General features: G+C 66.7%; 24 protein-coding genes. 8 read left to right on the top strand and 16 right to left on the bottom strand.

What is annotated here, in order from left to right; all coding sequences use genetic code 11:
• Positions 1 to 38 precede the first annotated feature (38 nt).
• The 3 genes from alc to ACT2FV_RS26630 all read left to right on the top strand — a co-directional run bounded on the left by alc (position 39) and on the right by ACT2FV_RS26630 (position 2,147).
• Positions 39 to 1,052: an allantoicase gene (alc, locus tag ACT2FV_RS26640; protein WP_444505133.1), complete on the top strand. Its 1,014-nt coding sequence runs from the start codon at positions 39 to 41 to the stop codon at positions 1,050 to 1,052.
• Positions 1,049 to 1,561, top strand: coding sequence for an ureidoglycolate lyase (locus ACT2FV_RS26635; RefSeq protein WP_444505132.1), 513 nt, complete (start codon positions 1,049 to 1,051; stop codon positions 1,559 to 1,561). The genes alc and ACT2FV_RS26635 overlap by 4 nt, the downstream gene beginning before the upstream one ends.
• A gap of 175 nt (positions 1,562 to 1,736) precedes the next feature.
• Entirely contained in the window at positions 1,737 to 2,147 is a 411-nt protein-coding gene (locus tag ACT2FV_RS26630) for an ACT domain-containing protein (RefSeq protein ID WP_444505131.1), read from the top strand.
• A gap of 97 nt (positions 2,148 to 2,244) precedes the next feature.
• On the opposite strand, the gene ACT2FV_RS26625 is transcribed toward ACT2FV_RS26630, so the two are convergent.
• Together ACT2FV_RS26625 and uraH are read right to left on the bottom strand one after the other, a co-directional pair.
• Positions 2,245 to 3,438, bottom strand: coding sequence for a urate hydroxylase PuuD (locus ACT2FV_RS26625; protein ID WP_059599958.1), 1,194 nt, complete (start codon positions 3,436 to 3,438; stop codon positions 2,245 to 2,247).
• 82 nt (positions 3,439 to 3,520) lie between these two features.
• Complete coding sequence (gene uraH / locus ACT2FV_RS26620) at positions 3,521 to 3,874, bottom strand: hydroxyisourate hydrolase (RefSeq protein ID WP_011657188.1); 354 nt, start codon at positions 3,872 to 3,874, stop codon at positions 3,521 to 3,523.
• 511 nt (positions 3,875 to 4,385) lie between these two features.
• On the opposite strand from uraH, the gene ACT2FV_RS26615 reads away from it, so the two are divergent.
• Positions 4,386 to 5,798 carry an 8-oxoguanine deaminase gene (locus tag ACT2FV_RS26615; protein WP_174908731.1) on the top strand — a complete coding sequence of 471 codons (1,413 nt, stop codon included), beginning with the start codon at positions 4,386 to 4,388 and terminating at the stop codon, positions 5,796 to 5,798.
• A gap of 118 nt (positions 5,799 to 5,916) precedes the next feature.
• Here ACT2FV_RS26615 and ACT2FV_RS26610 read toward each other — a convergent pair whose 3' ends face one another.
• Both ACT2FV_RS26610 and ACT2FV_RS26605 read right to left on the bottom strand, forming a co-directional pair.
• Complete coding sequence (locus tag ACT2FV_RS26610; protein ID WP_059599960.1) at positions 5,917 to 6,846, bottom strand: LysR substrate-binding domain-containing protein; 930 nt, start codon at positions 6,844 to 6,846, stop codon at positions 5,917 to 5,919.
• 221 nt (positions 6,847 to 7,067) lie between these two features.
• The gene (locus ACT2FV_RS26605; protein WP_006755984.1) at positions 7,068 to 7,277 is read right to left on the bottom strand and encodes a dodecin; all 210 of its coding nucleotides are present in this window, start codon (positions 7,275 to 7,277) and stop codon (positions 7,068 to 7,070) included.
• Positions 7,278 to 7,411: 134 nt separating this feature from the next.
• On the opposite strand from ACT2FV_RS26605, the gene ACT2FV_RS26600 reads away from it, so the two are divergent.
• Positions 7,412 to 8,305, top strand: a complete 894-nt coding sequence (locus ACT2FV_RS26600; RefSeq protein ID WP_124902350.1) for an NAD(P)-dependent oxidoreductase — start codon at positions 7,412 to 7,414, stop codon at positions 8,303 to 8,305.
• A gap of 77 nt (positions 8,306 to 8,382) precedes the next feature.
• On the opposite strand, the gene ACT2FV_RS26595 is transcribed toward ACT2FV_RS26600, so the two are convergent.
• The 4 genes from ACT2FV_RS26595 to ACT2FV_RS26580 form a co-directional block, all read right to left on the bottom strand.
• Positions 8,383 to 8,829: a hypothetical protein gene (locus ACT2FV_RS26595; RefSeq protein WP_027784713.1), complete on the bottom strand. Its 447-nt coding sequence runs from the start codon at positions 8,827 to 8,829 to the stop codon at positions 8,383 to 8,385.
• A 331-nt stretch (positions 8,830 to 9,160) separates the two neighbouring features.
• Complete coding sequence (gene mscL, locus ACT2FV_RS26590; RefSeq protein WP_059599962.1) at positions 9,161 to 9,592, bottom strand: large conductance mechanosensitive channel protein MscL; 432 nt, start codon at positions 9,590 to 9,592, stop codon at positions 9,161 to 9,163.
• A 249-nt stretch (positions 9,593 to 9,841) separates the two neighbouring features.
• Entirely contained in the window at positions 9,842 to 11,002 is a 1,161-nt protein-coding gene (locus ACT2FV_RS26585; RefSeq protein ID WP_444505130.1) for a tetratricopeptide repeat protein, read from the bottom strand.
• 78 nt (positions 11,003 to 11,080) lie between these two features.
• Positions 11,081 to 11,761, bottom strand: a complete 681-nt coding sequence (locus tag ACT2FV_RS26580; RefSeq protein ID WP_044843730.1) for a PspA/IM30 family protein — start codon at positions 11,759 to 11,761, stop codon at positions 11,081 to 11,083.
• A 437-nt stretch (positions 11,762 to 12,198) separates the two neighbouring features.
• Between ACT2FV_RS26580 and ACT2FV_RS26575 the strand changes: the two genes are divergently transcribed.
• Positions 12,199 to 14,718: a penicillin-binding protein 1A gene (locus ACT2FV_RS26575; RefSeq protein WP_444505129.1), complete on the top strand. Its 2,520-nt coding sequence runs from the start codon at positions 12,199 to 12,201 to the stop codon at positions 14,716 to 14,718.
• Positions 14,719 to 14,806: 88 nt separating this feature from the next.
• Here the strand turns inward: ACT2FV_RS26575 and ACT2FV_RS26570 are convergent, their stop codons facing one another.
• The 4 genes from ACT2FV_RS26570 to mfd all read right to left on the bottom strand — a co-directional run bounded on the left by ACT2FV_RS26570 (position 14,807) and on the right by mfd (position 21,277).
• Positions 14,807 to 15,277, bottom strand: coding sequence for a DUF3574 domain-containing protein (locus ACT2FV_RS26570; RefSeq protein ID WP_444505128.1), 471 nt, complete (start codon positions 15,275 to 15,277; stop codon positions 14,807 to 14,809).
• Between the two features lie 133 nt (positions 15,278 to 15,410).
• Complete coding sequence (locus tag ACT2FV_RS26565; protein WP_124622506.1) at positions 15,411 to 16,430, bottom strand: threonine/serine dehydratase; 1,020 nt, start codon at positions 16,428 to 16,430, stop codon at positions 15,411 to 15,413.
• A gap of 59 nt (positions 16,431 to 16,489) precedes the next feature.
• Positions 16,490 to 17,710 carry an acetylornithine deacetylase gene (gene argE / locus ACT2FV_RS26560; protein WP_444505127.1) on the bottom strand — a complete coding sequence of 407 codons (1,221 nt, stop codon included), beginning with the start codon at positions 17,708 to 17,710 and terminating at the stop codon, positions 16,490 to 16,492.
• 96 nt (positions 17,711 to 17,806) lie between these two features.
• The gene (mfd, locus tag ACT2FV_RS26555; RefSeq protein ID WP_124902354.1) at positions 17,807 to 21,277 is read right to left on the bottom strand and encodes a transcription-repair coupling factor; all 3,471 of its coding nucleotides are present in this window, start codon (positions 21,275 to 21,277) and stop codon (positions 17,807 to 17,809) included.
• A gap of 108 nt (positions 21,278 to 21,385) precedes the next feature.
• Here mfd and ispD point away from each other — a divergent pair, with 108 nt between their 5' ends.
• Positions 21,386 to 22,096, top strand: coding sequence for a 2-C-methyl-D-erythritol 4-phosphate cytidylyltransferase (gene ispD, locus ACT2FV_RS26550; RefSeq protein WP_444505126.1), 711 nt, complete (start codon positions 21,386 to 21,388; stop codon positions 22,094 to 22,096).
• 28 nt (positions 22,097 to 22,124) lie between these two features.
• Positions 22,125 to 22,610 (top strand): 2-C-methyl-D-erythritol 2,4-cyclodiphosphate synthase, encoded by a 486-nt coding sequence (ispF, locus tag ACT2FV_RS26545; RefSeq protein WP_057925367.1) that lies wholly within the window; start codon positions 22,125 to 22,127, stop codon positions 22,608 to 22,610.
• A 143-nt stretch (positions 22,611 to 22,753) separates the two neighbouring features.
• Here the strand turns inward: ispF and ACT2FV_RS26540 are convergent, their stop codons facing one another.
• The 4 genes from ACT2FV_RS26540 to ompR all read right to left on the bottom strand — a co-directional run bounded on the left by ACT2FV_RS26540 (position 22,754) and on the right by ompR (position 26,232).
• Positions 22,754 to 23,281: a carboxymuconolactone decarboxylase family protein gene (locus ACT2FV_RS26540; protein WP_044843722.1), complete on the bottom strand. Its 528-nt coding sequence runs from the start codon at positions 23,279 to 23,281 to the stop codon at positions 22,754 to 22,756.
• A 76-nt stretch (positions 23,282 to 23,357) separates the two neighbouring features.
• Entirely contained in the window at positions 23,358 to 23,906 is a 549-nt protein-coding gene (locus ACT2FV_RS26535) for a peroxiredoxin (RefSeq protein WP_059599970.1), read from the bottom strand.
• A 189-nt stretch (positions 23,907 to 24,095) separates the two neighbouring features.
• Positions 24,096 to 25,457, bottom strand: a complete 1,362-nt coding sequence (locus tag ACT2FV_RS26530; protein WP_124622512.1) for an ATP-binding protein — start codon at positions 25,455 to 25,457, stop codon at positions 24,096 to 24,098.
• 40 nt (positions 25,458 to 25,497) lie between these two features.
• Positions 25,498 to 26,232 (bottom strand): osmolarity response regulator transcription factor OmpR, encoded by a 735-nt coding sequence (gene ompR, locus ACT2FV_RS26525; RefSeq protein ID WP_004192636.1) that lies wholly within the window; start codon positions 26,230 to 26,232, stop codon positions 25,498 to 25,500.
• Positions 26,233 to 26,450: the final 218 nt, after the last annotated feature.

Here is a 26,450-nt window from a genome sequence, read left to right as displayed (position 1 = left end):
CGCGGCGGCCGATCGCATCACTGAAACAAGGAAACATCATGGCTGTTCCGCTTCTCGATCCCGACGCCCCCGACTTCACGCGGCGCTACGTGAACCTCGCCGACCCGCGCCTCGGTGCGCAGGCGCTCGAGGCCAGCGACGACTTCTTCGCGCCCAAGGACCGGATGCTGAACCCCGAGCCGGCGGTGTTCATCCCCGGCAAGTACGACGACCACGGCAAGTGGATGGACGGCTGGGAGACGCGCCGCAAGCGCACGACGGGCTATGACTGGTGCATCGTCAAGCTCGCGCGGCCGGGCGTGATCAAGGGCTTCGACATCGACACGAGCCACTTCACCGGCAACTTCCCGCCGGCCGCGTCGATCGAGGCGGCATACGTGGCCGATGGCGCGCCGACGCATGCGACCGAGTGGGTCGAGATCGTGCCGTCGACGACGCTGCAGGGCAACAGCCATCACTATGTCGAAGCGAGCGACGCACGGGCGTTCACGCACCTGCGCGTGAACATCTATCCGGACGGCGGCATCGCGCGCCTGCGCGTGTATGGCCAGCCGCAGCTCGACTGGGCCGGCGCGAGCGCGACCGAGCGGTTCGACCTCGCGGCGATGGAAAACGGCGGCTACGTGGTAGCCGCGAACAACCAGCATTTCGGCGTCGCGTCGAACCTGCTGCTGCCGGGCCGCGGCGTGAACATGGGCGATGGCTGGGAAACCCGCCGCCGCCGCGAACCGGGCAACGACTGGGCGATCATCGCGCTCGCGCAGCCGGGCGTGATCCGCAAGATCGAAGTCGATACCGCTTTCTTCAAGGGCAATTACCCGGACCGCTGCTCGATCCAGGCCGCGTACGTGTCGGGCGGCACCGACAGCTCGCTGATCACGCAGTCGATGTTCTGGCCGGTGCTGCTCGGCGATCAGAAGCTGCAGATGGACAAGCAGCATTACTTCGAGCACGAAATCGCATCGCTGGGCCCCGTGACCCACGTGCGCCTGAACATCATTCCGGACGGCGGTGTGTCGCGCCTGCGTCTGTGGGGGACGCTCGACAAATGAAGACACTCGTAATCGAACCGCTGACCAAGGACGCGTTCGCGCCGTTCGGCGATGTGATCGAAACGGAAGGCGCGAAGCAGATTCCGATCAACCTCGGCACGACGATCCGCTTTCACGATCTCGCGAAGGTCGACGTGACCGACGAAGACGGACGCACGCTCGTCAACCTGTTCCGCGGCCAGCCCCGCACGCTGCCGTTCGAGGTGAAGATGCTCGAGCGCCATCCGCTCGGCAGCCAGGCGTTCGTGCCGCTGAACGACCAGCCGTATCTCGTCGTCGTCGCGCCGGCGGGCGATCTCGATCCGTCGAAGATCCGCGCGTTCGTGACGAGCGGGTGGCAGGGGGTGAACTATGCGAAGGGCGTGTGGCATCACCCGCTGATCGCGCTCGGCGGCGTCAGCGACTTCATCGTCGTCGATCGCGGCGGCGACGGATTGAACCTGAACGAGCAGAACCTGCCGGAATCGCTGTGGCTCACCGAGGACGCACTTGATGCGCTGACGGCCTGAGCAGCGTTTCGCCAGTACCGTTTCATCGAAGAGACCCGCGCGACCTGCGCGGGTTTTTTTATGGTCTCGGCGCACGCATCACGGCATGACGCCGCCGCTACGTCGAAGACGTCGATCGCGTGCTATCGTGCCCGCATCGCCACCGCACGACGCCCGGTTCCCGGGCCGTACCACGATGAGCCAACCTGAAAACGACCTCGCGATCCTGTTGCGCACGATGCGGCCGGAACTGCATCGCGGTGCGTTCGCCTTCGTCGCTCTGCCGGCCGATGCCGACATATCGTTATCCGAAGCGATTGCGACGTTCCGAGAAACGGAAGGCATGACGGTCGTCGTCGACGAGGCAACGGCTGCACGTCGCGGCTGGCCCGTGCTGTTCCGCGCCGCGTGGATCACGCTGACGGTGCATTCGGACCTCGCGGCGGTCGGCCTGACGGCCGCGTTCGCGAGCGCCCTCGGCGCGGCAGGCATCAGCTGCAACGTGATGGCTGCTGCGTATCACGATCACATCTTCGTTCCGTTCGACGACGGCCCGCGCGCGCTTGATGCGCTCGTCGCGCTGCAGCGCGACGCGATGCGGGGCTAGCGGGGCACACGTTCCGGACGGGCAAAAAAACGGGCCCGTTTCCGGGCCCGCGAACGGAGAGGATTGCGCCGGCAACCGACGGCCGGCGCACGGCGGCTTACTTGACCGCGCCACCCTCGAACCATGCGGCGAGCTTCACGCGCTCGTCGTCGGTCATGTGCGTGACGTTGCCGATCGGCATCGCCTTCAGGCGCACGGCCTGTTCGTAGATGCGTTGCGCGTTCTTCGATACTTCGTCCGGCGTATCGAACATCACGCCGGCGGGCGCGCTGCCCATCAGCGTCGGCTTCGCCGAGTGGCACTCGACGCAGCGCTGCTGCAGGATCGGCATGATGTCGTTGATCACGATCTTCGGTGCGTTGGCCGCTTGCGCTTCCGGCGCGACCGGCTTCGGCATCGTCCACACCAGTGCGCCCGACAGCAGCGCGACGCCGCCGATCGGCAGGTACCACAGCTGCTTGCCGCGGTGACGCATCACGAAGAACTGACGGATCAGCGCGCCGGCCAGCATGATCAGCACGAGCACGACCCAGTTGAACTTGTTCGTGTACGTCATCGCATAGTGGTTCGACAGCATCGCGAACACGACCGGCAGCGTGAAATACGTGTTGTGCACCGAACGCTGCTTGCCGCGCTTGCCGTAGATCGGGTTCGGTTCTTCGCCCTTGAGCATCTTGTCGACCATCTTGCGCTGGCCGGGGATGATGACGAAGAACACGTTCGCCGACATGATCGTCGCGAGCATCGCGCCGACGATCAGGTACGCCGCACGGCCCGAGAAGATGTGGCACGCGAGGTACGCGGCGACGACGACGTAGACGCCGACGCAGATGCCCAGCACGCGATCGTTGGTGCCGAGGATTCGGCACAGCGAGTCGTAGACGATCCAGCCGGCCGCGAGGAAGCCGAGGGCGGAGGCGACGGCGACCACCGGGCCCATGTCGAGCACGCTCTTGTCGATCAGGTACGTGTTCGGTGCGAGCAGGTACAGCACGAAGAACAGCGAGAAGCCCGACAGCCAGGTCGTGTACGACGGCCACTTCGACCAGTGCAGGTCATCCGGCATTTCCGGCGGGGCGACCGTGTACTTCTGCATGTTGTAGAAACCACCACCGTGGACGTGCCACAGTTCGCCGAACACGCCGCGCTTGCGCTGGTTCGCGTCGGTCGGCGGTTTCAGGCTGTTGTCGAGCGCGACGAAATAGAAGGACTCGCCGATCCACGCAATGGCGACGATGACGTGCAGCCATCGCAGCGCGAGGTTCAGCCAGTCGGTGATGAAGCCTTCCATGAAACTCCTCCAGACTCAGATCGTTGTCTTTGATGCGGGCGCCGATGCGTCGGGCGCCGATGCGTCGGGCGCCGATGCGCTGTCAGCTGCCGCGATAGGTGCTGTACGACCACGGCGACACGAGCAGCGGCACGTGGTAGTGCGATGCGGTGTCGGCGATGCCGAAGCGCAGGACGACGCGGTCGACGAAGCGGGGTTCGGGCACCTTCACGCCGAGCGACGCGAAGTAGTCGCCGGCATGGAACACGAGTTCGTATTCGCCGGCGGCGAGCGCGGCGCCTTCGAGCAAGGGTTCGTCGCAGCGGCCGTCGCTATTGGTCAGAACGGTCTTGATTGCGCGGCGCGATTCGCCGTCCAGCGCGTAGAGGTCCACCTTGATGGCAGCGCCGGGGCGACCGTGTGCCGTATCGAGTACGTGGGTAGTGAGCTTTCCCATTCGCAATTGTCCTTGTGTGAATGCGAGGTTCGGCGGCGACTCGATCCATTGACTGTGCGGCGGATCGAGGCTCCACGTCACGTGGCTACATACCCGTCGGCGAGATTGAAGCGAGCGCCGTGCAGGCATTGTAAAAAGGTTCCCCGCGCAAATACGGGCGCGATATCAAAGATAATGCGCCGCGCATGAGCGGCTGTCGACGGCACGCCGGATACGGCTTCCGGCGGCTGTTTCGGGCGCTCGGACGGGCGTTGCGCGGCGTACCATATCGAATCCGTGAAGCGCAGTATTCCGGATCGCGCATTGTGTGCGGCGCGCGCTTGGGCGATCCTCCCGCCGTGCGCGTCGGCCCGTGGCCCGCGCGCACCCCGAAGACGGCGAGCACGCCGGGTAACCGGGCCAGGGCGTTCGAACGGACGCAGGCACCGGAGCGTGCCGCGATTCAGCGTTCGAACGGCTGTGTGACCGTCCCCAGGAACCGCCCCTGGGGGCAGACCGACGCGGAGAACGCATGAACCTCGAGCAGCACGCCGGCGCACGCGCGCCGAACTCTTCCTCATCCCGCCCGAAAACCCTGCTGGTCAAGCACGCCGACGTGCTCGTGACCATGGACGACACGCGCCGCGAGCTGCGCGACGCGGGGCTCTATATCGAAGACAACCGGATCGTCGCGGTCGGCCCGAGCGCCGAGTTGCCCGATACCGCGGACGAAGTGCTCGACCTGCGCGGCCACCTCGTGATCCCGGGGCTCGTGAACACGCATCACCACATGTACCAGAGCCTTACACGCGCGGTGCCGGCCGCGCAGAACGCCGAACTGTTCGGCTGGCTGACGAACCTGTACCGGATCTGGGCGCACCTGACACCCGAGATGATCGAGGTGTCGACGCTGACCGCGATGGCCGAGCTGTTGCAGTCGGGCTGCACGACGTCGAGCGACCATCTGTACATCTATCCGAACGGCAGCAGGCTAGACGACAGCATCGGCGCCGCGCAGCGAATCGGCATGCGCTTTCATGCGAGCCGCGGCGCGATGAGCGTCGGCCAGCGCGATGGCGGGCTGCCGCCCGATTCGGTCGTCGAGCGCGAGCCCGACATCCTGCGCGATGCGCAGCGCCTGATCGAGACCTATCACGACGAAGGCCGCTACGCGATGCTGCGGGTGGTGGTCGCGCCGTGCTCGCCGTTCTCGGTGAGCCGCGGCCTGATGCGCGATGCGGCCGTGCTGGCGCGCGACTACGGCGTATCGCTGCACACGCACCTGGCCGAGAACGTCAACGACATCGCGTACAGCCGCGAGAAGTTTGGGATGACGCCTGCCGAATACGCGGAAGATCTCGGCTGGGTCGGCCGCGACGTGTGGCACGCGCACTGCGTGCAGCTCGACGATGCGGGCATCGGCCTGTTCGCGCGCACCGGCACCGGCGTCGCGCACTGCCCATGTTCGAACATGCGGCTCGCGTCGGGCATCGCGCCCGTGAAGAAGATGCGTCTCGCGGGTGTGCCGGTCGGGCTCGGCGTCGACGGTTCCGCGTCGAACGACGGCGCGCAGATGGTTGCGGAAGTGCGGCAGGCGCTGCTGCTGCAGCGGGTCGGTTTCGGGCCCGACGCGATGACCGCGCGCGAGGCGCTCGAGATCGCGACGCTGGGCGGCGCGAAAGTGCTGAACCGTGACGACATCGGCGCGCTGAAGCCCGGCATGGCCGCGGACTTCGCCGCGTTCGACCTGCGTCAGCCGCTGTTCGCGGGCGCGCTGCACGATCCGGTTGCGGCGCTCGTGTTCTGCGCGCCGTCGCAGACGGCGTACACGGTGGTGAACGGGAAGGTGGTGGTGCGGGAAGGGCGGCTCGCGACGCTCGACCTGCCGCCGGTCATCGAGCGTCACAATGCGCTGGCGCAAGCACTCGTGGAGGCGTCGCGCTGACGCATCGACGTGAAGGTCGCGCTGCGATCGGGCGCGTGGCCGCGGCCATGGCCGCCACACGCCACGATCGCACGGGGCCGCACCGCGACGGCATGGCCGCCGCGCGCGTCGTGCGCGATTACGTCTCGATCAGCGTGCGGGTTGCTTCGGCGACGAGGCTGCGCAGCCAGCGCACTTCGTCGGAGTAGTGGCAGCGTTCGTGCCACAGCTGGTAGTACTGCATCGGCGGGAAGTCGAGCGGCGCCGGCACGACCGACAGCGGCAGGAACTTCGCGTAGTGATCGGCGAACAGGCGCGTCGTCGTGAAGATCAGGTCGGACTTCACCAGCACGTACGGCGCGAGGTTGAAGTACGGCAGCGTGACGACCACGTGACGCTTGAGCCGTTCGCGCGCGAGATGCACGTCGATCGCGCCGCGCTGGCCGACCGAGTACGGCGTCGGCGCGAGATGCGGCGCGTTCAGGTACTGGTCGAGCGTGAGCCCGCCGCGCTTCGCGAACGGATGCGTGTTGCTCATCAGGCAGACGATTTCGTCGACGAACAGGTTCGACAGGTGGAGCTGCTCGGGTGGCTCGGGCCAGTTGCCGACGACGATGTCGAGCTTGCCGTCTTCCAGCGCGAGCTCGTAGTCGAATGCGGGGCCGAGCGAGTGGAACTCGAGCGTCGCGTTCGGCGCCGCCTGGCGGAAGCGTTCGACGACGGTCGGCACGAACAGCACGTTCAGGTAGTCGGGGCAGCCGATCCGGTAGCAGCGGATCGACGTGGCCGGGTCGAAATTGTGCTGCTGGAACTTGATGCGCTCGATTTCGCGCAGTGCGTTCTGCACCGGCTCGAGCAGGCGCAATCCGTACTCGGTTGGGACCATGCCGGACTTGCCGCGCACGAGCAGCGGGTCGCCTGTGATGTCGCGCAGGCGCCGCAGTGCGGCGCTGATCGCCGGTTGCGACTGGTTCAGTTTGACGGCCGCGCGCGTGACACTGCGCTCCATCAACAAGGTGTGCAAGACGCGCAAGAGGTACGTGTCGATCGCCTCGCGTTGCTGACTCATGATTTCTCCGGTTTATATGTCTGGGCTGATCGAGGGGTGATGTGGGTATATGGTTTTTAATATGAACGAAAACCAGCGTCAAGAGATGGATACCCGCACACGCACGCCGGCCGGGCCTCGCGAAGGGACCCGAACGGGGCGTGATGCGGGTGGGCGCGGCGCCGCGCGGATGCGCATTGCACGCATCCGGCGGCCAGTGCACCGCGCGTGACGCGCGTGCGTCAGTCGTCGATACGCATGCCGACTTTCAGCGTGACCTGCCAGTGGATCACCTGGTCGCCTTCGATGTGGCCGCGCGTTTCGGTGACCTGGAACCAGTGCAGGTTGTGCAGCGTCTTGCCGGCTTTCGAGATCGCGTTGCGGATGGCGTCGTCGCACGATTGCCGCGACGAACCGGTCAGTTCAATCAGCTTGTAGACGTGGTCGCTCATGATGCGCTCCCTGGGATGTCGGTGTGTGCGGCCGCGCAAGCGGCGGGCCCGAGGCGGCACCGCGCGTGTCCGGCTTCTTGAGTGATAGGTATGATGGGCGGCAAGTGCAACCCCAATTGGAGACGAGGAACATCGTGGAAGTCGGATTTTGCGGACCGGGATTGATGGGCGCGCCGATGATTCGGCATTTGCTGGCGGCGGGCCATCGGGTCAGCGTATGGAACCGGACGCGCGCCAAGGCCGAGGCGCTCGAAAAGGACGGTGCACTGGTGGTCGACACGCCGCGCGAACTGGCCGAGCGCGTCGACACGGTGTTCGTGTGCGTGCTCGACGGCCGTGCGGTCGGCGACGTCGCGTTCGGCGAGCACGGGCTCCTCGCCGGCGATGCGAATGCGCGCCGCCTGAAGCGCATCGTCGATCATTCGAGCATTCCGCCTGCCGCGACGCGCGACTACGCGGCGCGCGCGGCCGCGCTCGGCGTCGGCTGGATCGACGCGCCCGTATCGGGCGGCGTGCCCGGCGCGCAGGCCGGCACGCTCGCGGTGATGGCGGGCGGTGGCGCGATCGACCTTGACGCGGTGCGGCCGCTGATCGACACCTACGCGTCGCGCATCACGCACATGGGCGACGCGGGCGCGGGACAGACCGCGAAACTCTGCAACCAGGCGATCGTCACCGCGACGGTGACCGCGATCGCGGAAGCGGTCGGCCTCGCACAGGCGAGCGGCATCGACGCCGCGCGTCTGGCCGACGCACTGGCGGGCGGGTGGGCTGATTCGGTGCTGCTGCAGACCTTCGTGCCGCGCATGACGTCAGGCGGTCATCCGCCGATCGGCGCGCTGAGCACGTTCCAGAAGGACGTCGACGCGATCGCCGACGCCGCGCGCGACACGGGCGCGGTAATGCCCGTATCGGCCACGGTGCAGCAGGTGCTCCGGCTGGGCGCCGCGCAGGGGCTTGCCGGTGCCGATTTCGCCGCGTTCATCGACATCGTCCGGCCCGGCAACGGGCGCGCGACGGCGCAATGATCGCGCCGCGACAGTGAAGCGGGAAGCCTGAATGGCCGATGGGCCGCCCGGAGGCGGCCCATCGAGTCGGTGTCGGTTCAGCCGAGGGAGCGCGGTGTCGTGTCGCCGGCGTTCTGTCGTCCGAGGCCGCCGCGCAGGCTCGCCTTCGTGCCTGCACCAAATTCGGGCAGGATGCGCGCGCGGGCGCGGCTCGCGAACACGAGGAAGCCGAAGCCGTTCGCCTCGTACCAGTACCCGCCGTTCTCGAGGCCGTCGAGCGGTTGTTCGAGTGCGTTGGCGATCGATTCGATGCAGCGCTTGCGCAGTTCGGCGATGGCCGGATAGGGCGGCTGAGCGCCGCGCACGCTGCACAGGAGCACGTCGAGGCCGGGCAGCACATGCGCATACAGGACGGGTTCGTCCTGCGCACGGGCGCGGGCAATCTTGGTGTCGAGCTGCGCGAACGGTTTCGAGTGGCGCAATACCGCGAGGAACGACTCCTGGCCGTCCTGTTGCGCACGTCGACGTTTTTTCGGGAAGGACATAAACACTCGCCTCAAAAACAATTGCAAGAAATGCGGCACTTTCATGCGACCCACTCCCGGCTATGTACGCCGCATGTCGATCCTTTATAGCACACGAAAATGCTGCACTCGTGCGGTACGACGATCAATGTCTCCCGTCGACCCGCTTGCCACGATGATCGACACAGCCAGCGTCTTGGCGCCCGTACTGTCGTTTAGTCTCCATCATAGACCTGCTTTTCCCGCGCGTGCATTCGCGCGTCACAAAAAAGTGAGATGGGCCACGCGCGGCGCGTGCCCATGAAAAAGGCCCGCACTTGGCGGGCCCGGCGGATGCTACGTGGCGCGGTGCTCAGCGTTGCTTGAGCGAATCGCGGATCTCGCGCAGCAGCACGGTGTCTTCCGGCGTCGCGGCCGGCGCGGTTTCTTCCGGCTTGCGCAGCTTGTTGATGAATTTCACCATCAGGAAAATGATGAATGCGAGGATCACGAAATTGATCGCCACGGTGATGAACGAGCCGTAGCCGAATGCGGCGACGCCCGCCGCCTGCAGGTCCTTGAACGAATCGGGATTACCCTTGAACGACGGAGGGATGGTGCCGAGCAGAACGAACTTGTTCGAGAAATCCAGACCGCCCGTCAGCACGCCGATCACCGGCATGATGAGGTCTTTCACGACCGAGTCGACGATCTTCGAGAATGCGCCGCCGATGATCACGCCGACGGCGAGATCCATCACGTTGCCTTTGACGGCGAACTCCTTGAATTCCTTGATTATGCTCATGAGCGGCTTTCTCCTGGTTGGGCGAGGGCAGGCGTGCCGCGACGCGCAGGGCTGCGAAGCGTCTGGCGGGTCGGAGGGGATCGGAGGCACGCCGATGGCCGCATGATAGCGAACGTGCCCCATTGCCGGTAGCCCATCTTGAAATGATTAACAAATCACGGAGGGCGCCGGTGCGAGCGGAAATGAAAGGAAGCGCGGTGTAAGGGGGGCGGGCGCGGCGCGATGCGTCAACGCCCGCGTGTGGACTGCTCAGGTGTTGTCGTCGGTCCAGCCGTCGTCGTTGCTGCCGAGATCGACGCTGCCTCCGCCGTTGCCGTCGCTCCAGCTCGAGTTGTCGCCGCGGCCGAGGTCGAAGCCCGGATCGGTGTTCTCCCGGCGCCGGCGCTGGTCGTCGACGATCACGTCGCGTTCGACCACGCGTTCGCGGCCGCCGGACATCGCCTCGCCGAGCAGCACGCCTGTCAGCAGCCCGCCCATTCCACCGCCGAAGCCACCGCCTTGCTGGACCACGACGGGCGGCTGCTGCTGCGGGTACGGTTGCTGCTGATAGGGCTGGCCTTGCATGCCGGTCATGCGATCGGCTTCCTGCGCATACACGGAGCCGCTGCCGTTTGCGGGCGCCGCGGGTTGCGCGCTCGGATCGGGGCGGCCTTCGACGCGTGCCTTCACGCTCGCATGTCGCTGTTCGAGTTCGTCGATGCGATACGGCGGCACCGGGTTCTTGCCGTTCGACAGCGCCTCGACGAGCGTGCGTGCATCGGTCTCGATGCCTTCGAGTTCGCCGGTGAGTGCGGCGGCGCCCGGCGCCGTCGACAGCTTCGCGTCGAGTTTCAGCGGACGGATGTCGTTCAGCACGTCGGTCGCGCGTTTCAACTGCGTGCGGCGTTCGTCGTCGGCGCGGCTGTTATCGGCGGAGCGTGCGCGCCGCAACGTCCAGCGCAGCACCAGCGCGATGATCGCGACGATCAGCCCGAGGCCGATCCACATGCCGGTCGACGGGCCGTGTTTCGCGACCGGCGCGGCGGGGGCGAGCGAAGACTGCAACGAACCGGCCTGGGTGGCCGACGGTGCATTGCCGCTTGTGCGCGCGGCGTCCGCGCGAATGCGCGATTCGGTCTGCGCGAAACGCGCCGCATCGGTGAAGCGCAGTTGCGGATCGAGCGACTTCGCTCGCTGCAGTTGCGCGAGCGCGTCGGACGCGCGGCCTTCGCGGTCCAGCACCTGTGCGTACAGGTAGCGCGCATGCGCGTTGTTCGGATGCGCGTCGATGACTTGCGACAGCTGCGTGTCGGCCTGCTGCCAGTTGCGCTGCGCGATCGATTGCTCGACCTGCTGCAGCGACGGGACCGCAAACGCGGCGGACGACAGCAGCATCAGCGAGAGGCCGAGAGCGGCGAGAGATTTCTTCATGGTCGAACCGGGCGCAAGCGCCCGTCTCCTGACGATCGGTGCGCGCCGCAGGCCCGGCGGGCCGCGGCGCGGTTGCCATTACTGCGCGGGCGTGTCGAGCTGCTTCTTCAGCGCGGCGAGGCGGTCCTCGACCGACGGGCCCTTGTTCAGCGCGGCGAGCTTGTCGTCGAGCGCCTTGCCGCTCGACGTGTCGGCCGAATTCAGGCGGGCGTCCGAGCGTGCGTTCTGCAGCGCGACCTTGTCCTCGAGCTTCTGGAAATCCTCGGACAGGTTCTTGCCGCCGATGCCGCCCAGCGCGCTGGCCGCGACGTCCTTCGCCTGCGCGATTTCCTGCTTGGCCTGCAGGATGTTCGAGCGTGCGTTCAGGTCGTTGCGGCGCTGACGCATGTCCGCGATCTGCCCCTTCAGCTTGTCGACCGACGGCTCGAGCGTCGTGAGTTCGGCCGCGAGCGCATCGCGCTCGGCTTCCGCGTTCGATTGCGCGGCGAGCGCCTCGCGTGCGAGTGCTTCGTCGCCGGCCTGCAGCGCGCGCTTCGCGCCGTCCTCGTACTTCTTCACCTTGTCGTCGGCCGCATCGCGCTTGCTGCGCTGGGTCGCGACTTGTGCCTCGATCTCGATCAGCGAATTCTCGGCACGGCCGATGCTGTCGTCGAGCTCCCGCACGATCTGCCGTGCGTCGCGCGACGGATCCTGTACCGAGTCGGCCGCATCGTTCAGCAGGCCTTTGATCGTGCGCGAAACAGAGTCGAAAAGCGACATGAAATCCTCCGTGGTTGAAAGGTGCCGCGTCAGCGGCAATGCCCGTCGCGAATCGGTTCCGACCCGCGTGAGCTGGCGGATATTACACCGCCGGCCCCTTAAATACGGCTTAAGTGCCGGAGTTCAAGCGCCATGCGCGTGCGGGCTTCAACCTTTCGCATCTGAAAGAAACGCCGCGGCACGCACCGGGTTGCGAGTCCATGATAGGCGGAGCATCGCGCCAATACGTTCCGCAATTCACGCTTGTGCGGGAATTTTTACAAAAAATCGCGAAGCCGATCGGTCGATTTCATTAAAATGCGCTGTCACGTCGCGGGAACGGATCGCCGCGCGGCGGGGTCTGTCGACGTGACAGTTGCCACGATGCACCCACTCTGATTCATCCGCTTGCATTTTCCGCATGCGTCCGAGGGCGCCACGCCGCCCGCCATTCCGACATGCCAATTATCAAACGACCGTCTTCTCATTCCGACCGAAACGAGCCTCACTACACGTTGCGCCGTTCGCCGTCGGGGGCCTATTACCCCGATGACGACGACCGCGGCGACGACCGTCGCGCGCAGCGCAGCGGAGGCCGGGGCGCCGATCGCCGCTCGTTCGGCTCGCGCGTCGCGCTGTGGTTCGTCGGCCTGTTCGCGACGCTCGCGATCGTCGGTGCGCTGATCGTCGGCTACGCACTCGTCGTGATGGCGCCGCAACTGCCGTCGCTCGATGCGCTGACCAACTACCAGCCGAAGGTGCCGCTGCGCGTGTTCACCGCCGATCACGTGTTGATCGGCGAGTTCGGCGAGGAGCGCCGCAGCCTCGTGCGCTTCCAGGACATTCCCGACGTGATGAAGAAGGCTGTGCTCGCGATCGAGGACTACCGCTTCTACGAGCACGGCGGCGTGGACTTCCTCGGCATCCTGCGCGCGGGCGTCGCCGACCTGATGCACGGCGGCGCGCGCCAGGGCGCGAGCACGATCACGATGCAGGTCGCGCGCAACTTCTTCCTGTCGAGCGAGAAGACGTATACGCGCAAGATCTACGAGATGCTGCTCGCGTACAAGATCGAAAAGGCCCTGACGAAGGACCAGATCCTCGAGCTGTACATGAACCAGATCTACCTGGGCCAGCGCTCGTACGGTTTCGCGGCCGCCGCGCGCGTGTATTTCGGCAAGGACCTGAAGGACATCACGCTCGCGGAAGCGGCAATGCTCGCGGGGCTGCCGAAGGCGCCGTCCGCGTATAACCCGGTCGTCAATCCGAAGCGCGCGAAGGTGCGTCAGGAGTACATCCTGAAGCGCATGCTCGAGATCGGCTACATCACGCAGCCGCAGTACGACCAGGCGGTGAAGGAAGAGATCCACGTGCGCACGCCGGGCAACCAGTACGCGGTGCACGGCGAATACGTCGCCGAGATGGTGCGGCAGATGATGTATCAGCAGTACAAGGATGAAACCTATACGCGCGGGCTGACCGTCACGACGACGATCAACTCGGCCGATCAGGAAGCGGCGTACCAGGCCGTGCGTCGCGGCATTCTCGATTACGAGCGCCGCCACGGCTATCGCGGGCCGGAAGGCTCGATCAACCTGCCGGCGGCCGGCGACGATCGCGACGAGGCGATCGACGATGCGCTCGCCGATCACCCGGACAACGGCGACCTGCAGTCGGCGGTGGTGCTGGCTGCGGCGCCGAACGCGGTCGAGGTGCAGTTCGTCGGCGGCGCGACGACGACGATCGGCCCGGCCGGGCTGCGCTTCGTGTCGGCCGCGCTGAGCCCGCGCGCGAACGCGACGCTGCGGATCAAGCCGGGCTCGATCGTGCGCGTGCTGAAGGACGGCAACGCGGGCTGGCAGATCGTGCAACTGCCGCAGGTCGAAGGCGCGCTCGTCGCGATCGCGCCGCAGGACGGTGCGATCCGCTCGCTCGTCGGCGGCTTCGACTTCAACAAGAGCAAGTTCAACCACGTGACGCAGGCGTGGCGCCAGCCGGGTTCGTCGTTCAAGCCGTTCATCTATTCGGCGTCGCTCGACAAGGGCCTCGGACCGGCGACGATCATCAACGACGCACCGTTGTACTTCCCGCCGAGCGTGCCGGGCGGCACCGCGTGGGAGCCGAAGGACGACGACCAGCCCGACGGGCCGATGTCGATGCGTACGGCCCTGCAGCGTTCGAAGAACCTCGTGTCGATCCGGATCCTCGCGTCGATCGGCACGCAGTACGCGCAGGAGTACGTGACGCAGCGCTTCGGCTTCGATCCGGCGAAGACGCCGCCGTACCTGCCGATGGCGCTGGGTGCCGGCCTCGTCACGCCGCTGCAGCTCGCGACCGGCTATGCGGTGTTCGCGAACGGCGGCTACAAGGTCGATCCGTACCTGATCGCCGAAGTCGACGACGCGCGTGGCCAGCCGCTGCAGAAGTCGCAGCCGGTGATCGCCGGCGGCACCGCGCCGCGCACGATCGAGGGCCGCAACGCATACGTGATGAACAGCCTGCTGCATACGGTCGCGACGGCCGGCACGGGCGCGGGCACCAACGCGCTCGGCCGAAGCGACCTGCAGGGCAAGACGGGTACGACGAACGATGCGAAGGACGGCTGGTTCGCCGGCTACCAGCAGTCGCTCGTCGCCGTTGCATGGATGGGCTTCGACCAGCCGAAGAGCCTCGGCAGTCGCGAATTCGGCGCGCAGCTCGCGCTGCCGATCTGGGTGAACTACATGCGCACCGCGCTGAACGGCGTGCCCGAGCAGCAGATGCCGATGCCGGACGGGCTGACGTCGATCGACGGCGAGCTTTACTACGCTGATCGCACGCCTGGCAACGGCTTCGTCGCGAGCGTGGACATCAACCCGGCCGCGAACGCGATCAGCGCGAACGACGCGCTCGGCTCGGCCGGCTCGGAGGGGCTCGCACCGCCGCCCGTCACGCAGCAGGAGAAGCAGCAGATCATGGACATGTTCGAGAGCAAGTAAGCGAAACGCGGATGTCTCGCATGCGACGGGCGCCTTCGGGCGCCCGTTTTTTTTTGCGCATCGCCGCGCGTCGGTCGATGCGGACGAGTCAGAACGACGCGCAGGCCGGCACGCGCGTGATGCCGACCGACTCCTGCCGGAAGCGCTCGCGGTACGCTTGCCGGATCTCGGCAAGCCGCGCATGCGTGGCGGCCGTATCGTCGGCGACGATGCGGACCACGAAACTTGCTTCGCGGATGATCTGGCCGGTGGCGCGGTCGCGCCATTGGCCGTGGGTGTCCCAGTACGTGAAGCCGTCCGGAAAGCGCGGCGTGACGACGTTGGCGAGGAAGGCCGCGCGTTCCGCATCGGTGACGGGGCCGCGTCCGGCGATTGCGCGCCCGAACAGCAGGTCGGCCTGAAGCATCTGGTGCGCGTCAGGCTGCACGCAGGCCGCAGGCGTGGCGATGACGGGCGAGGGTGGTGCCGCGCAACCAGCGAGCAGCGCGATGGCGGCGGCGCCGATCGCGTGGCGCGCGCGACGCCGCCACGTCGCGGGACGTGCGTTCGAAGACGGCATCTGCCTATTTCGCGTCCGGCATGCCTCGCGCGCGTAAAACGCTGCGCGCTCAATCACTTGCGTGCATGTCCGGCGGGTTATCAACAGGGCTGTCAACATAAACTGGGGATAACCCTCGGTGCCGTGCACGGCTTCAGTGCTGCAGTTTCGCGTGCGCGAGATGCATGCCGAGCGTCGCGGGGTCGGTGTTCGTGCCCGACAGCAGTACGCCGACCCGCTTTCCCTGCAGCGTTTCGCGCAGCGGGCCGAGCAGCGCCGCGAGCGCTGCCGCGCACGCCGGTTCGACCGCCAGCTTCAGGTGCGAGAACAGGAACAGCATCGCCGCGCGCAGCGCGTCGTCGGACACCGTGACGATCCGGTCGACGTGGCGCCTGCACAGCTGGTAGCTGTATTCCTCGGTGTGCGGTGCCATCAACGAGTCGGCGATGGTCTGCATCGCGCTCATCGTGATCGTGTGATTCGCCGCGAAGCTGCGGCTCATCGCGTCGGCGCCTTCCGGTTCGACGCCATACACGTGCACGCGCGGATTCGCGAGCCGCAGCGCGGTCGCCATGCCGGCCGCGAGCCCGCCGCCGCCGATCGGCACGATCACCGCGTCGAGATCGGGCGTCTGCGTTGCCCATTCGTAGCCGAGCGTCGCGGTGCCGAGAATCGTGTGATAGCCGTTGAACGGATGGATGAAGAAGCGGCCTTCCTCGGCCTCGATCCGCCGCACGAGGTCGAATGCCTGCGACGCGCTGCCGGCGAGCACGACTTCCGCGCGGTACTGCTTGCACTGCGCGATGCGCGCCGGGCTCGCGGTGTGGAACATCACGACCTTCGCGCTGCTGCCGAGCCGCATCGCCGCGTACGCGACGGCTGCCGCATGATTGCCGGCCGACACACACGTGACGCCGGCGCTCTTGCGCGCTTCGTCGAGGGCCAGCAGGTGCGTGAACGCGCCACGCGCCTTGAAGCTGCCACTCACCTGCAGCAGCTCGAACTTGAAGTTGACGTGCGTGCCCTCGAGGGAAGGCAGGTCGGCGCGCTCGAACACGGGCGTGCGCGCGACCCACGGCGACAACGCGAAATGCTGCGCGGCGATTTCGTCGAGCGTCGGAATCGGCTCGCCGTCGATCGTCGTATGGGCAGTGCCCTGTTGTTCAGTCGACATGACGTGGCGGGTGGCGGGGTGGGCCGGCCCGCACACGCAGGCCGGCGTGGCGGGGGCAGTCAGTGTGCGTCGACCGACATGCTGCGGATGAACTTGCGCAGGAACTGCTCGCAGGCGGCGAGCTGCGCGAGTTCGACATATTCGTTCGGCTTGTGCGCCTGTTCGATGTTGCCGGGCCCGCAGACGATGCTCGGGATGCCCGCGCGTTCGAACAGGCCGGCCTCGGTGCCATATGCGACCTTGCGCTTGTCCTGGTCGGCCGTCAGCGCGCGCACGAGCTGCGTGATCGCGGCCTGTTCGGTCGCATCGAGCCCGGGTGCGGCGGCGATCTTCGAGAACTCGATCGCCGCGTTCGGATGCTCGCGACGCATCTGCGGCAGCAGCGTTTCCTGCGCATACGCTTCGATGCGCGTGAAGATCTGCTCGGGATCGAGCGTCGGCAGGTTGCGGAACTCGAAGTCGAACCGGCATTCGGCCGGCACCGTGTTGATCGCGTTGCCGCCCTGGATCGTGCTCGTTTGCGCGGTCGTGAACGGTACGTCGTACAGCTCGTCGAACGGGCCTTCGGCGCGGAAGCGCTCTGCGATGTCGCGGATGTGGCAGATGAGGCGCGCCGCGTACTCGATCGCGTTCAGGCCCTTCGGCGTCAGCGACGAGTGTGCCGCGTGGCCGCGTACGCAGCAGCGATATGCGTTGATGCCCTTGTGCGCGATGATCGGCCGCATGCTGGTCGGCTCGCCGACGATGCAGCCGGACGGCTTCACGCCGCGCTTGACCAGATCGGCGATCAGAAGCGGTGCGCCCGCGCAGCCGATTTCCTCGTCATAGGACAGCGCGAAATGGATCGGCTTCGCGAGCTTCGTCGCCTGCATTTCGGGCAGCAGCGCGAGCGCCGTGCCGATGAAGCCCTTCATGTCGCACGTGCCGCGGCCGTACAGGCGGCCGTCGCGCAGCTCCGGCGCGAACGGGTCGCTATCCCACTGCTGTCCGTCGACCGGCACGACGTCGGTGTGCCCCGACAGCACGATGCCGCCGTCGGTCGAGCCGTCGTGCGCGGGCACCGTCGCGAACAGGTTGGCCCAGCCTTCGCGCGGATCGTGCGTGAGCGTCGACGCGATGCCCTTCGCGGCAAGCGCGTCGCGCACCGTTTCGATCAGGCCGAGGTTCGGCACGCGGCTCGTCGTGTCCATCGACACCAACTGCTTGATCCAGGGCAGGCTGACGAGCGAAGCGTCGCCTTGGTCGGCGGCGGACGGCGCCGTCGTGTCGAGAGTGGACATGGCAAAACTCCGTCTGATGAATGGGAAAATCATACTCAAAAACGCGTTCGCCCGCCTTCGTCGGCCGCGATGCGGTGCAGCATCGCGGCCGTGTGGTCAACGTGCCGCGCTCGCCGTGTCGGCGCGCGGCGCGAGTGCGCGCAGCGTTTCCTTGATCGTCGATACGCGGATCGCGAGATCGGGCGAGCGCGTCTCGATGCGCAGCTTGTCCTGGCCCGCGAGCTTGATGTGCCGGTGTTTCTGCACCATGTCGATGATCCGCATCGGGTCGATCGGCGGATTCGGCTCGAACTGCAGCCCGATTGCCGCCTCGCTCGCATCGATCTTGACGATGCCGAGCGGCTTCGCGGCGATCCGCAGCCGGTGCGTCTCGACGAGCGCGTGCGCCTGCGGCGGCAGCTTGCCGAAGCGGTCGATCAGCTCTTCCTGGATACCGTCGATCGCGTCGCCGTGCTCGCAGTTCGCGAGACGCTTGTACAGCGATAGCCGCTCCTGCACGTCCGCGCAGTAGTCGGCCGGCAGGATCGCGGGCGCATGCAGGTTGATTTCCGTCGTCGCGGCGAGCGGGGCGGTGAGGTCGGGCTCCTTGCCGTTCTTCAGCGCCTTCACCGCGTCGTTCAGCATGTCGGTGTAAAGCTGGAAGCCGATCTCGTGGATCTCGCCCGACTGCTTGTCGCCGAGCACCTCGCCGGTGCCGCGGATCTCGAGGTCGTGCATCGCGAGATAGAAGCCCGAACCGAGTTCCTCCATTTGCTGGATCGCCTCGAGCCGGCGCTGCGCCTGCTTGGTCAGCGACTGCGGGTCGTGGACCAGCAGGTACGCATACGCCTGGTGGTGCGAACGGCCGACGCGGCCGCGCAACTGGTGCAGCTGCGCGAGGCCGAACTTGTCCGAGCGATGCATGATGATCGTGTTCGCGCTCGGCACGTCGATGCCGGTTTCGATGATGGTCGTGCACAGCAGCACGTTCGCGCGCTGCGCGACGAAATCGCGCATCACGCGTTCGAGTTCGCGCTCGTGCATCTGGCCGTGCGCGATCACGATGCGCGCCTCGGGCACGAGTTCCTCGAGCATCGCCTTGCGGTTCTCGATCGTCTCGACCTCGTTGTGCAGGAAATACACCTGGCCGCCGCGCTTCAGCTCGCGCAGCATCGCCTCGCGGATCACGCTTTCCTCCTCGCGCCGCACGAAGGTCTTGATCGCGAGCCGCTTCTGCGGCGCGGTCGCGATCACCGAGAAATCGCGCAGTCCCTCGAGCGCCATCCCGAGCGTGCGCGGGATCGGCGTCGCGGTGAGCGTCAGCACGTCGACTTCCGCGCGCAGCGCCTTCAGCGCTTCCTTCTGGCGCACGCCGAAGCGGTGTTCCTCGTCGATGATGACGAGGCCGAGGCGCTTGAACTGCACGTCCGACGACAGCAGCTTGTGCGTGCCGATGACGATGTCGACGCTGCCTTCGTTGATCTGCGCGATCGCCGTGTTCACTTCCTTCGCGGTCTTGAAGCGCGACAGCTCGACGATCCGCACCGGCCAGTCCGCGAAGCGGTCCACGAAGGTCTGCGTGTGCTGCTCGGCGAGCAGCGTGGTCGGCGACAGCAGCGCGACCTGCTTGCCGCCCATCACCGCGATGAACGCGGCGCGCAGCGCGACCTCGGTCTTGCCGAAGCCGACGTCGCCGCACACGAGGCGGTCCATCGGCTTGCCGCTCGTCATGTCGCCGATCACGGCCGCGATCGCCGCGGCCTGGTCGGGCGTCTCCTCGAAGCCGAAGCTTTCCGCGAACTTCACGTAGTCGCGCGGGTCGAGCGCGAACGCGTGGCCTTCGCGGGCCGCGCGGCGCGCATACAGGTTCAGCAGCTCGGCGGCCGTGTCGCGAATTTGCTGCGCGGCCTTGCGCTTCGCGCGCTCCCACTGGCCCGAGCCGAGCGCGTGCAGTGGCGCGCTGTCGGGATCGGCGCCGCTGTAACGCGAGATCACGTGCAGTTGCGCGACCGGCACGTAGAGCTTGCTGTCGCCCGCGTATTCGAGATGCAGGAACTCGGTCTCGCCTTCGCCGAGATCCATCGACACGAGGCCCATGTAGCGGCCGATGCCGTGCTGCGCATGCACCACCGGATCGCCGACCTTCAGCTCCGACAGGTCGCGCACCATCGCGTCGACGTTGCTCGCCTGTTCCTGGCGGCGGCGCCCGGCGCGGCGGCCGAGCGCACCGTACAACTCGGTTTCGGTGACGATCGCGTAGCCTTCGCCCGGCACCGCGAAGCCGCTCGCGAGCGGCGCGACGCCGAGCGCGAAGGGCGCGTCGCTTTCGAGCCAGCCTGCGAAGTGGTCGTTCGACGCGGGGCGCAGGTGATGCTCGGCGAGCAGTTGCAGGATCGTTTCGCGGCGGCCGGCCGATTCGACCGTCAGCAGCACGCGCTTGCCCGACGATTCGACGTACGTGCGCAGCGCGGCGAGCGGATCGTCCGCATGGCGGTCGACGGTGAGCTCGGGCAGGCCGGTCGCCCAGCCGCCGGCCGGCTGCGCGGGCAGCACGACGCGCGCGAACGGCTTCGCGAACGCGAAGAAATCCTCGTCGGACAGGAACAGGCGCTGCGGCTCGAGGATCGGCCGCTCGCGATCGTGCGCGAGGAACGCGTGACGCTGCTTCGTATCGGCCGTGAAGCGGCGGATCGACGCTTCGAGGTCGCCGGTGAACACGAGGTGCGCATCCGGCGGCAGGTAGTGGAACAGCGTGGCCGTCTCGTCGAAGAAGAGGGGCAGGTAATACTCGATGCCGGCCGACGGCACGCCGTTGCCGATGTCCTTGTAGATCGGCGCGCGGCTCGGGTCGCCTTCGAAGGTTTCGCGCCAGCGGCTGCGGAAGGCCGTGCGCGCGGCTTCGTCGAACGGAAACTCGCGGCCGGGCAGGAGGCGCACGTCGCGCACCGGGTAGAGGCTGCGCTGCGTATCGGGATCGAACGCACGGATCGAGTCGACCTGGTCGTCGAACAGGTCGATCCGGTACGGCAGCGGCGAGCCCATCGGGTACAGGTCGATCAGCGAGCCGCGCACGCAGTATTCGCCGGGTCGCACGACCTGGCTCACGTGCTCGTAGCCGGCCAGCGTGAGTTGCGCCTTCAGCTTCGCCTCGTCGAGCCGCTCGCCCTGCGCGAACGCGAACGTGTACGCGGCCATGAACGACGCGGGCGGCATCCGGTACAGCGCCGTGGTCGCGGGCACCAGCAGGATGTCGCAGCGACCCTCGCCGAGGTCGTGCAGCGTCGCGAGGCGCTCGGAGACGAGATCCTGGTGCGGCGAGAACGTGTCGTACGGCAGCGTTTCCCAGTCCGGCAGCAGGCGCACGCGCGCATCGGGCGAGAAGTAGCGGATTTCCTGCGACAGCCGCTGCGCGTCGACCGCGTTCGCGCAGATCACCGCGAGGAGCGGGACCGCGTCGCGGTTGTCGGCGAGATAGCGGGCGATGGCGAGTGCGTCGGCGGAGCCGTGCGCGCCGTCGAAGGCGAACCGCTGGCCCGGTTTGACGCGGGCGACGGGCGAAGCGAACGGGGTGGAAGCGTTGTCTGGCATAGGGACGGCAGGGGTGGCGGGCACGGGCGCATCGCGGTGCGCCGGTCGAGACGAAAGACCTATTATAAAATCCGCTTCTCGATTTCATCTTTCCGGCGTTTCCCCTTCGTGACTCCCCGACTTTTCGCCCTGATTCCTTGCGCCGGCACGGGCAGCCGTTCCGGTTCGGCCGTGCCGAAGCAATACCGCACGCTGGCCGGCCGCGCGCTCCTGCATTACACGCTTGCCGCGTTCGACGCGTGCAGCGAATTCGCGCAGACGCTCGTCGTCCTCGCGCCCGACGACACGCACTTCGACGCGCGCCGCTTCGCGGGCCTGCGTTTCGCGGTGCGCCGCTGCGGCGGCGGCTCGCGGCAGGCGTCGGTGCTCAACGGGCTGCTCGAGTTGGCCGAATTCGGCGCGAGCGACCAGGACTGGGTGCTGGTCCACGACGCTGCGCGCCCGGGCATCACGCCGGAGCTGATCCGCACGCTGGTCGCGACGCTGAAGGACGACCCGGTCGGCGGCATCGTCGCGCTGCCGGTGGCCGATACGCTCAAGCGCGTGCCGGCTGGCGGCGACGCGATCGCGCGCACCGAATCGCGCGACGCGCTGTGGCAGGCGCAGACGCCGCAGATGTTCCGCATCGGCATGCTGCGCGACGCGATCCTGCGCGCGCAGCGCGAAGGGCACGACCTGACCGACGAGGCCAGCGCGATCGAATGGGCCGGCCATACGCCGCGCGTCGTGCAGGGCAGCCTGCGCAACTTCAAGGTCACGTACCCGGAAGATTTCGCGCTTGCGGAAGCGATCCTCGCGCGCTCCGCGAACGCTTCCTGACTTTCACCTCATCTCAACCGGAATACGCATGGATTTCAGAATCGGACAAGGCTACGACGTGCACCAGCTCGTCCCTGGGCGCCCCCTCATCATCGGCGGCGTGACGATTCCTTACGAGCGCGGCCTGCTCGGTCATTCGGACGCGGACGTGCTGCTGCACGCGATCACCGACGCGCTGTTCGGTGCGGCGGCGCTGGGCGACATCGGCCGCCATTTCTCGGACACCGACGCGGCGTTCAAGGGCGCGGACAGCCGCGTGTTGTTGCGCGAGTGCGTCGCCCGCGTGAAGGCGGCCGGCTTCACGATCCAGAATGTCGACAGCACGGTGATCGCGCAGGCGCCGAAGCTCGCGCCGCACATCGACGGGATGCGCGCGAACATCGCGGCCGATCTCGGGCTGCCGCTCGAGCGCGTGAACGTCAAGGCGAAGACCAACGAGAAGCTCGGCTATCTCGGTCGTGGCGAGGGCATCGAGGCGCAGGCCGCTGCACTCCTGGTGAAGCAGGGCGCGTGAGCGCCTGAAACCGGTCCGAAGCGGCGCGCCGGTTGCGCCGCCGGAATGAAAAATGCCACGCGCTTGCGTGGCATTTTTCATTTGCGGCGCGGTGCGGCGCGCATGGCCGCTGCATTGCACCGCGTTGCCGCTTGCGCGACGGCTTATTCGCCTTCGGCGGCGATCACCTGCGCGGCGGCGTTGATCACCGACGCGATGCGGCCGACGTCGCGCAGCTGCGTCGTCGTCATCCCTTGCTCGTTCTTCAGCAGCGCATAGTGCGACTTCACGCAGAAGTGGCACTTGCCGACGATCGATGCGGCGAGCGCGTACATCTCGAACCTGCGCTTGTCGACGCCGCCGTGCGACGCGTACGCGCCCATCCGCAGCTCGGCACGCTGCGTCTTCAGGTCGGCGTCGTCGGCCATCTCGACATACGGATACCAGGTGTTGTTCATCCCCATCAGCGCGGCCGCCGTCAGCACGGCGTTCGTCTCTTCGGGCGACAGCACGCCGGCTTCGCGGATCGTCTTCACGAGCACGGTGCTCTTCGCCGCGACCGCCGCCGCCAGCGCGACGCCGACTGCATCGGTGCCTTCGAGCGACGAGCGCGAGATCGTGCCGTCGAGGTTCAGGCGAATGTCCTTCGCGTAGTCGGGGATGCGTGCCTTAATCGAGTCGATGAATTCCATTGATATCTCCTATGGGTTGGCCGTTAAAAAAGCCCGCAGGCAGGACGTGCTCCGCGGGCTTCGTGCATCGATGCGCTTACAGCGTTGCGCCGCCGACTGCACGGTTGCACGGGCACAGTTCGTCCGTTTGCAGGCCGTCCAGAATGCGCAGGACTTCTTCCGGGCTACGGCCGACGTTCAGGTTGTTCACCGAAACGTGCTGGATCGTGTTGTCCGGATCGACGATGAACGTTGCGCGCAGGGCCACGCCGGCTTCCTTGTCGCGCACGCCGAGCTGGTCGATCAGCTCGCCCTTGACGTCGCCGAACGAGTAGTGGTTCAGCTTGTTCAGGTCCTTGTGCTCACGGCGCCATGCGAGCTTCACGAACTCGTTGTCCGAGCTGCCGCCGAGCAGGACGGCGTCGCGCTCTTCGAACTGCTTCGTCAGCTTCGCGAACTCGACGATTTCCGTCGGGCACACGAACGTGAAATCCTTCGGATAGAAGTAGATGATCTTCCACTTGCCCGGGAACGACGCTTCGGTGATGGTCTCGAATGCCGACTGGCCGTTTTCCTCGTGATTGTTGAAGCCCGGCTTCGCGGCTACGACGGTGAATGCTTCGAGTTTATCGCCCACGGTTTTCATGCGGATACTCCTGTATGAGTTGGGAAGAAGACTGAGTCAAGCTACCTCGGTGCTGCAACGTTGGTGTGACAGCATGAGCGGGACTGTAGCACTATTAACAAAGCGCTTCAATAGATTTTGACTAACGATCCCCATAGTTTTTTTCAACCGCGCCGATAGTGTGACGCGCAAGAAGCGTGCGCGAACGCGTCACGCCGTCGCACGCGTCTTGCCGGCGCCGGGGAATTCGAGGGTGACTTCGAGGCCCGCTTCGGGGCTGCGGTTGCGCAGGCGCAGCGCGCCGCGATAGCGGCCGACGAGGCGCAGCACGATCGCCATGCCGAGCCCCGTGCCGTCCGCCTTGGTGCGCGCCGTGTCGACGCGGTAGAACGGCCGCATCACGAGCGGCAGCTGGTCTTCGGGGATGCCGGGGCCCTCGTCGCTCACCGACAATTCGACGCGCGCGTGCGTCACGCGCGTCTCGAGCGTGATGCGCGACACGCCGTCGTCGCGGCTCTGGCCGTATTTGCGCGCGTTCTCGACGAGGTTGCCGATGACGCGGCGCATGTCGGTCTCGTCGGCTTCGATCACGGCGGTCGCCGCGAGCCGTGTGCGGATCTCGACGCCGTCTTCGCCCGACACGCGCGCCGCGACTTCCTGCACGATCGACGACAGGTCGACGGGCTCGGGCTTGCGCTGCGACGGGCGCGCGTAATCGATGAAGGCCGCGATGATACGGTCCATCTGCTCGATGTCGTCGACCATCGCGTCCTTGGTCGCCTGGTCGGACGGGCTCATCTCGGTCTCGAGGCGCAGCCGCGCGAGCGGCGTGCGCAGGTCATGCGAGATGCCCGCGAGCATCAGCGCGCGGTCGGCCTCGAGCTGTTCGAGATCGCGCACCATCTGGTTGAAGCTGCGGTTGGTCTCGGCCGCGACGCCCATCCCGCGCTCGGGCAGCGGATCGGGCGCCTGGCCGGAGCCGACCTGGCGCGCGGCGAGCGCCAGCCGCGAGAACGGCCGGTTGACGAGGCTCGTGATGAACGCGGAGCCGAACAGCGACAGCGCGAGCGCGAACAGGCCCCAGCCGGCCCACTGCAGGCCCGTGACGCTGTCGAGCTGGTCGCGGTCGAGCGCGACCCAGTAGTCGTCGTCGTCGATCTTGAAACTGATCCACACGCCCGGGATGTCGTTGACCGACTGCGCGATCACGGTATCGTCGCCGAGACGGCTGCGGATGTCGTGTTCGATCAGGCGGTTCAGCGATTCGTCGGGCTGCAGCTTGAACTTGTCGGTCTTTTCGCGCGGGTACACGCGCACGCCCTCGTTGCTCTCGAGATCCTGCAGCAGCGCACGCCGCAAATCGGGATCGGAATAGAGCAGGGCGGTGCGCGTGAGCTTCACGATCGCGACGAGCTGGAGCGCGACGCGCTGCGCGCGCGGCTCCCGCTCGATGACGCGAAAGCTCTGGAACCACGCGGCGAGACTGACCGAGATCAGCAGCGCGATCAGCAGGAAGGTGCGCCAGAACAGCCCGCCGAACGCGAGCTGCAGGAGGCGCCGGTCGATACGCATGGGACGGGCCGTGGACGGGCGAAACCGAAAAGGAAAAAGATCAGGCGGCGCCGTCCGGAATGAACACGTAGCCGAGGCCCCAGACGGTCTGGATGAAGCGCGGGCTGCCCGGATCCGGTTCGATCAGCTTGCGCAGGCGCGAGATCTGCACGTCGAGGCTGCGGTCGAACACTTCGTATTCACGGCCGCGCGCGAGCTCCATCAGCTTTTCGCGCGACAGCGGCTGGCGCGGATGGCGCGCGAACACTTTCAGCACCGAGAATTCGCCGGTCGTCAGCGGAATTTCCTGGCCCGACTTCGTCAGCGTGCGCGTCGCGAGGTTCAGCGAGAACTCGCCGAACTCGAACACCTCGGTGGTTTCCGACGGCGCGCCCGGCAGTTCGGCCGGCGCCTGGCGGCGCAGCACCGCGTGAATGCGCGCGACGAGTTCGCGCGGATTGAACGGCTTCGGGAGGTAGTCGTCGGCGCCCATCTCGAGGCCGACGATGCGGTCGACGTCCTCGCCCTTCGCGGTGAGCATGATGATCGGCGTGCGGTCGTTGCTGCCGCGCAGGCGGCGGCAGATCGACAGGCCGTCCTCGCCCGGCAGCATCAGGTCGAGCACGAGCAGGTCGAAGCGCTCGCGCACCCAGAGCTTGTTCATCGCGGTCGCGTTTTCCGCGACGTACACGTTGAAACCCTGCTCGCCGAGATAGCGGCGCAGCAGATCGCGCAGGCGCGGGTCGTCGTCGACGACGAGAATCTTGGAGGGGTTTTTCGTTTCCATGAGCGGCATCTTATCGCGAATGCGAAATCACGCACGGTTGCGTATTTTCGCGCGTTACAGTCCGTTACAAAATTTACCCGTAGTGTCGCGCGGAGTAAAGGCAGGCTATAGAGATTCCTTTACTCGAAGCCGAAATTCGGTAGATACTCCCCTGCACTCCATCTTTCATCTTTGTACGCCCGAATTCCGCAGGGTTTTTCAAGTACCAGAGGTAACCGGTTGCCGCG

Source organism: Burkholderia sp. PR2 (assembly GCF_052372875.1).
Lineage (GTDB): Bacteria > Pseudomonadota > Gammaproteobacteria > Burkholderiales > Burkholderiaceae > Burkholderia > Burkholderia diffusa.
This window is presented reverse-complemented; position numbering and strand designations above follow the sequence as displayed.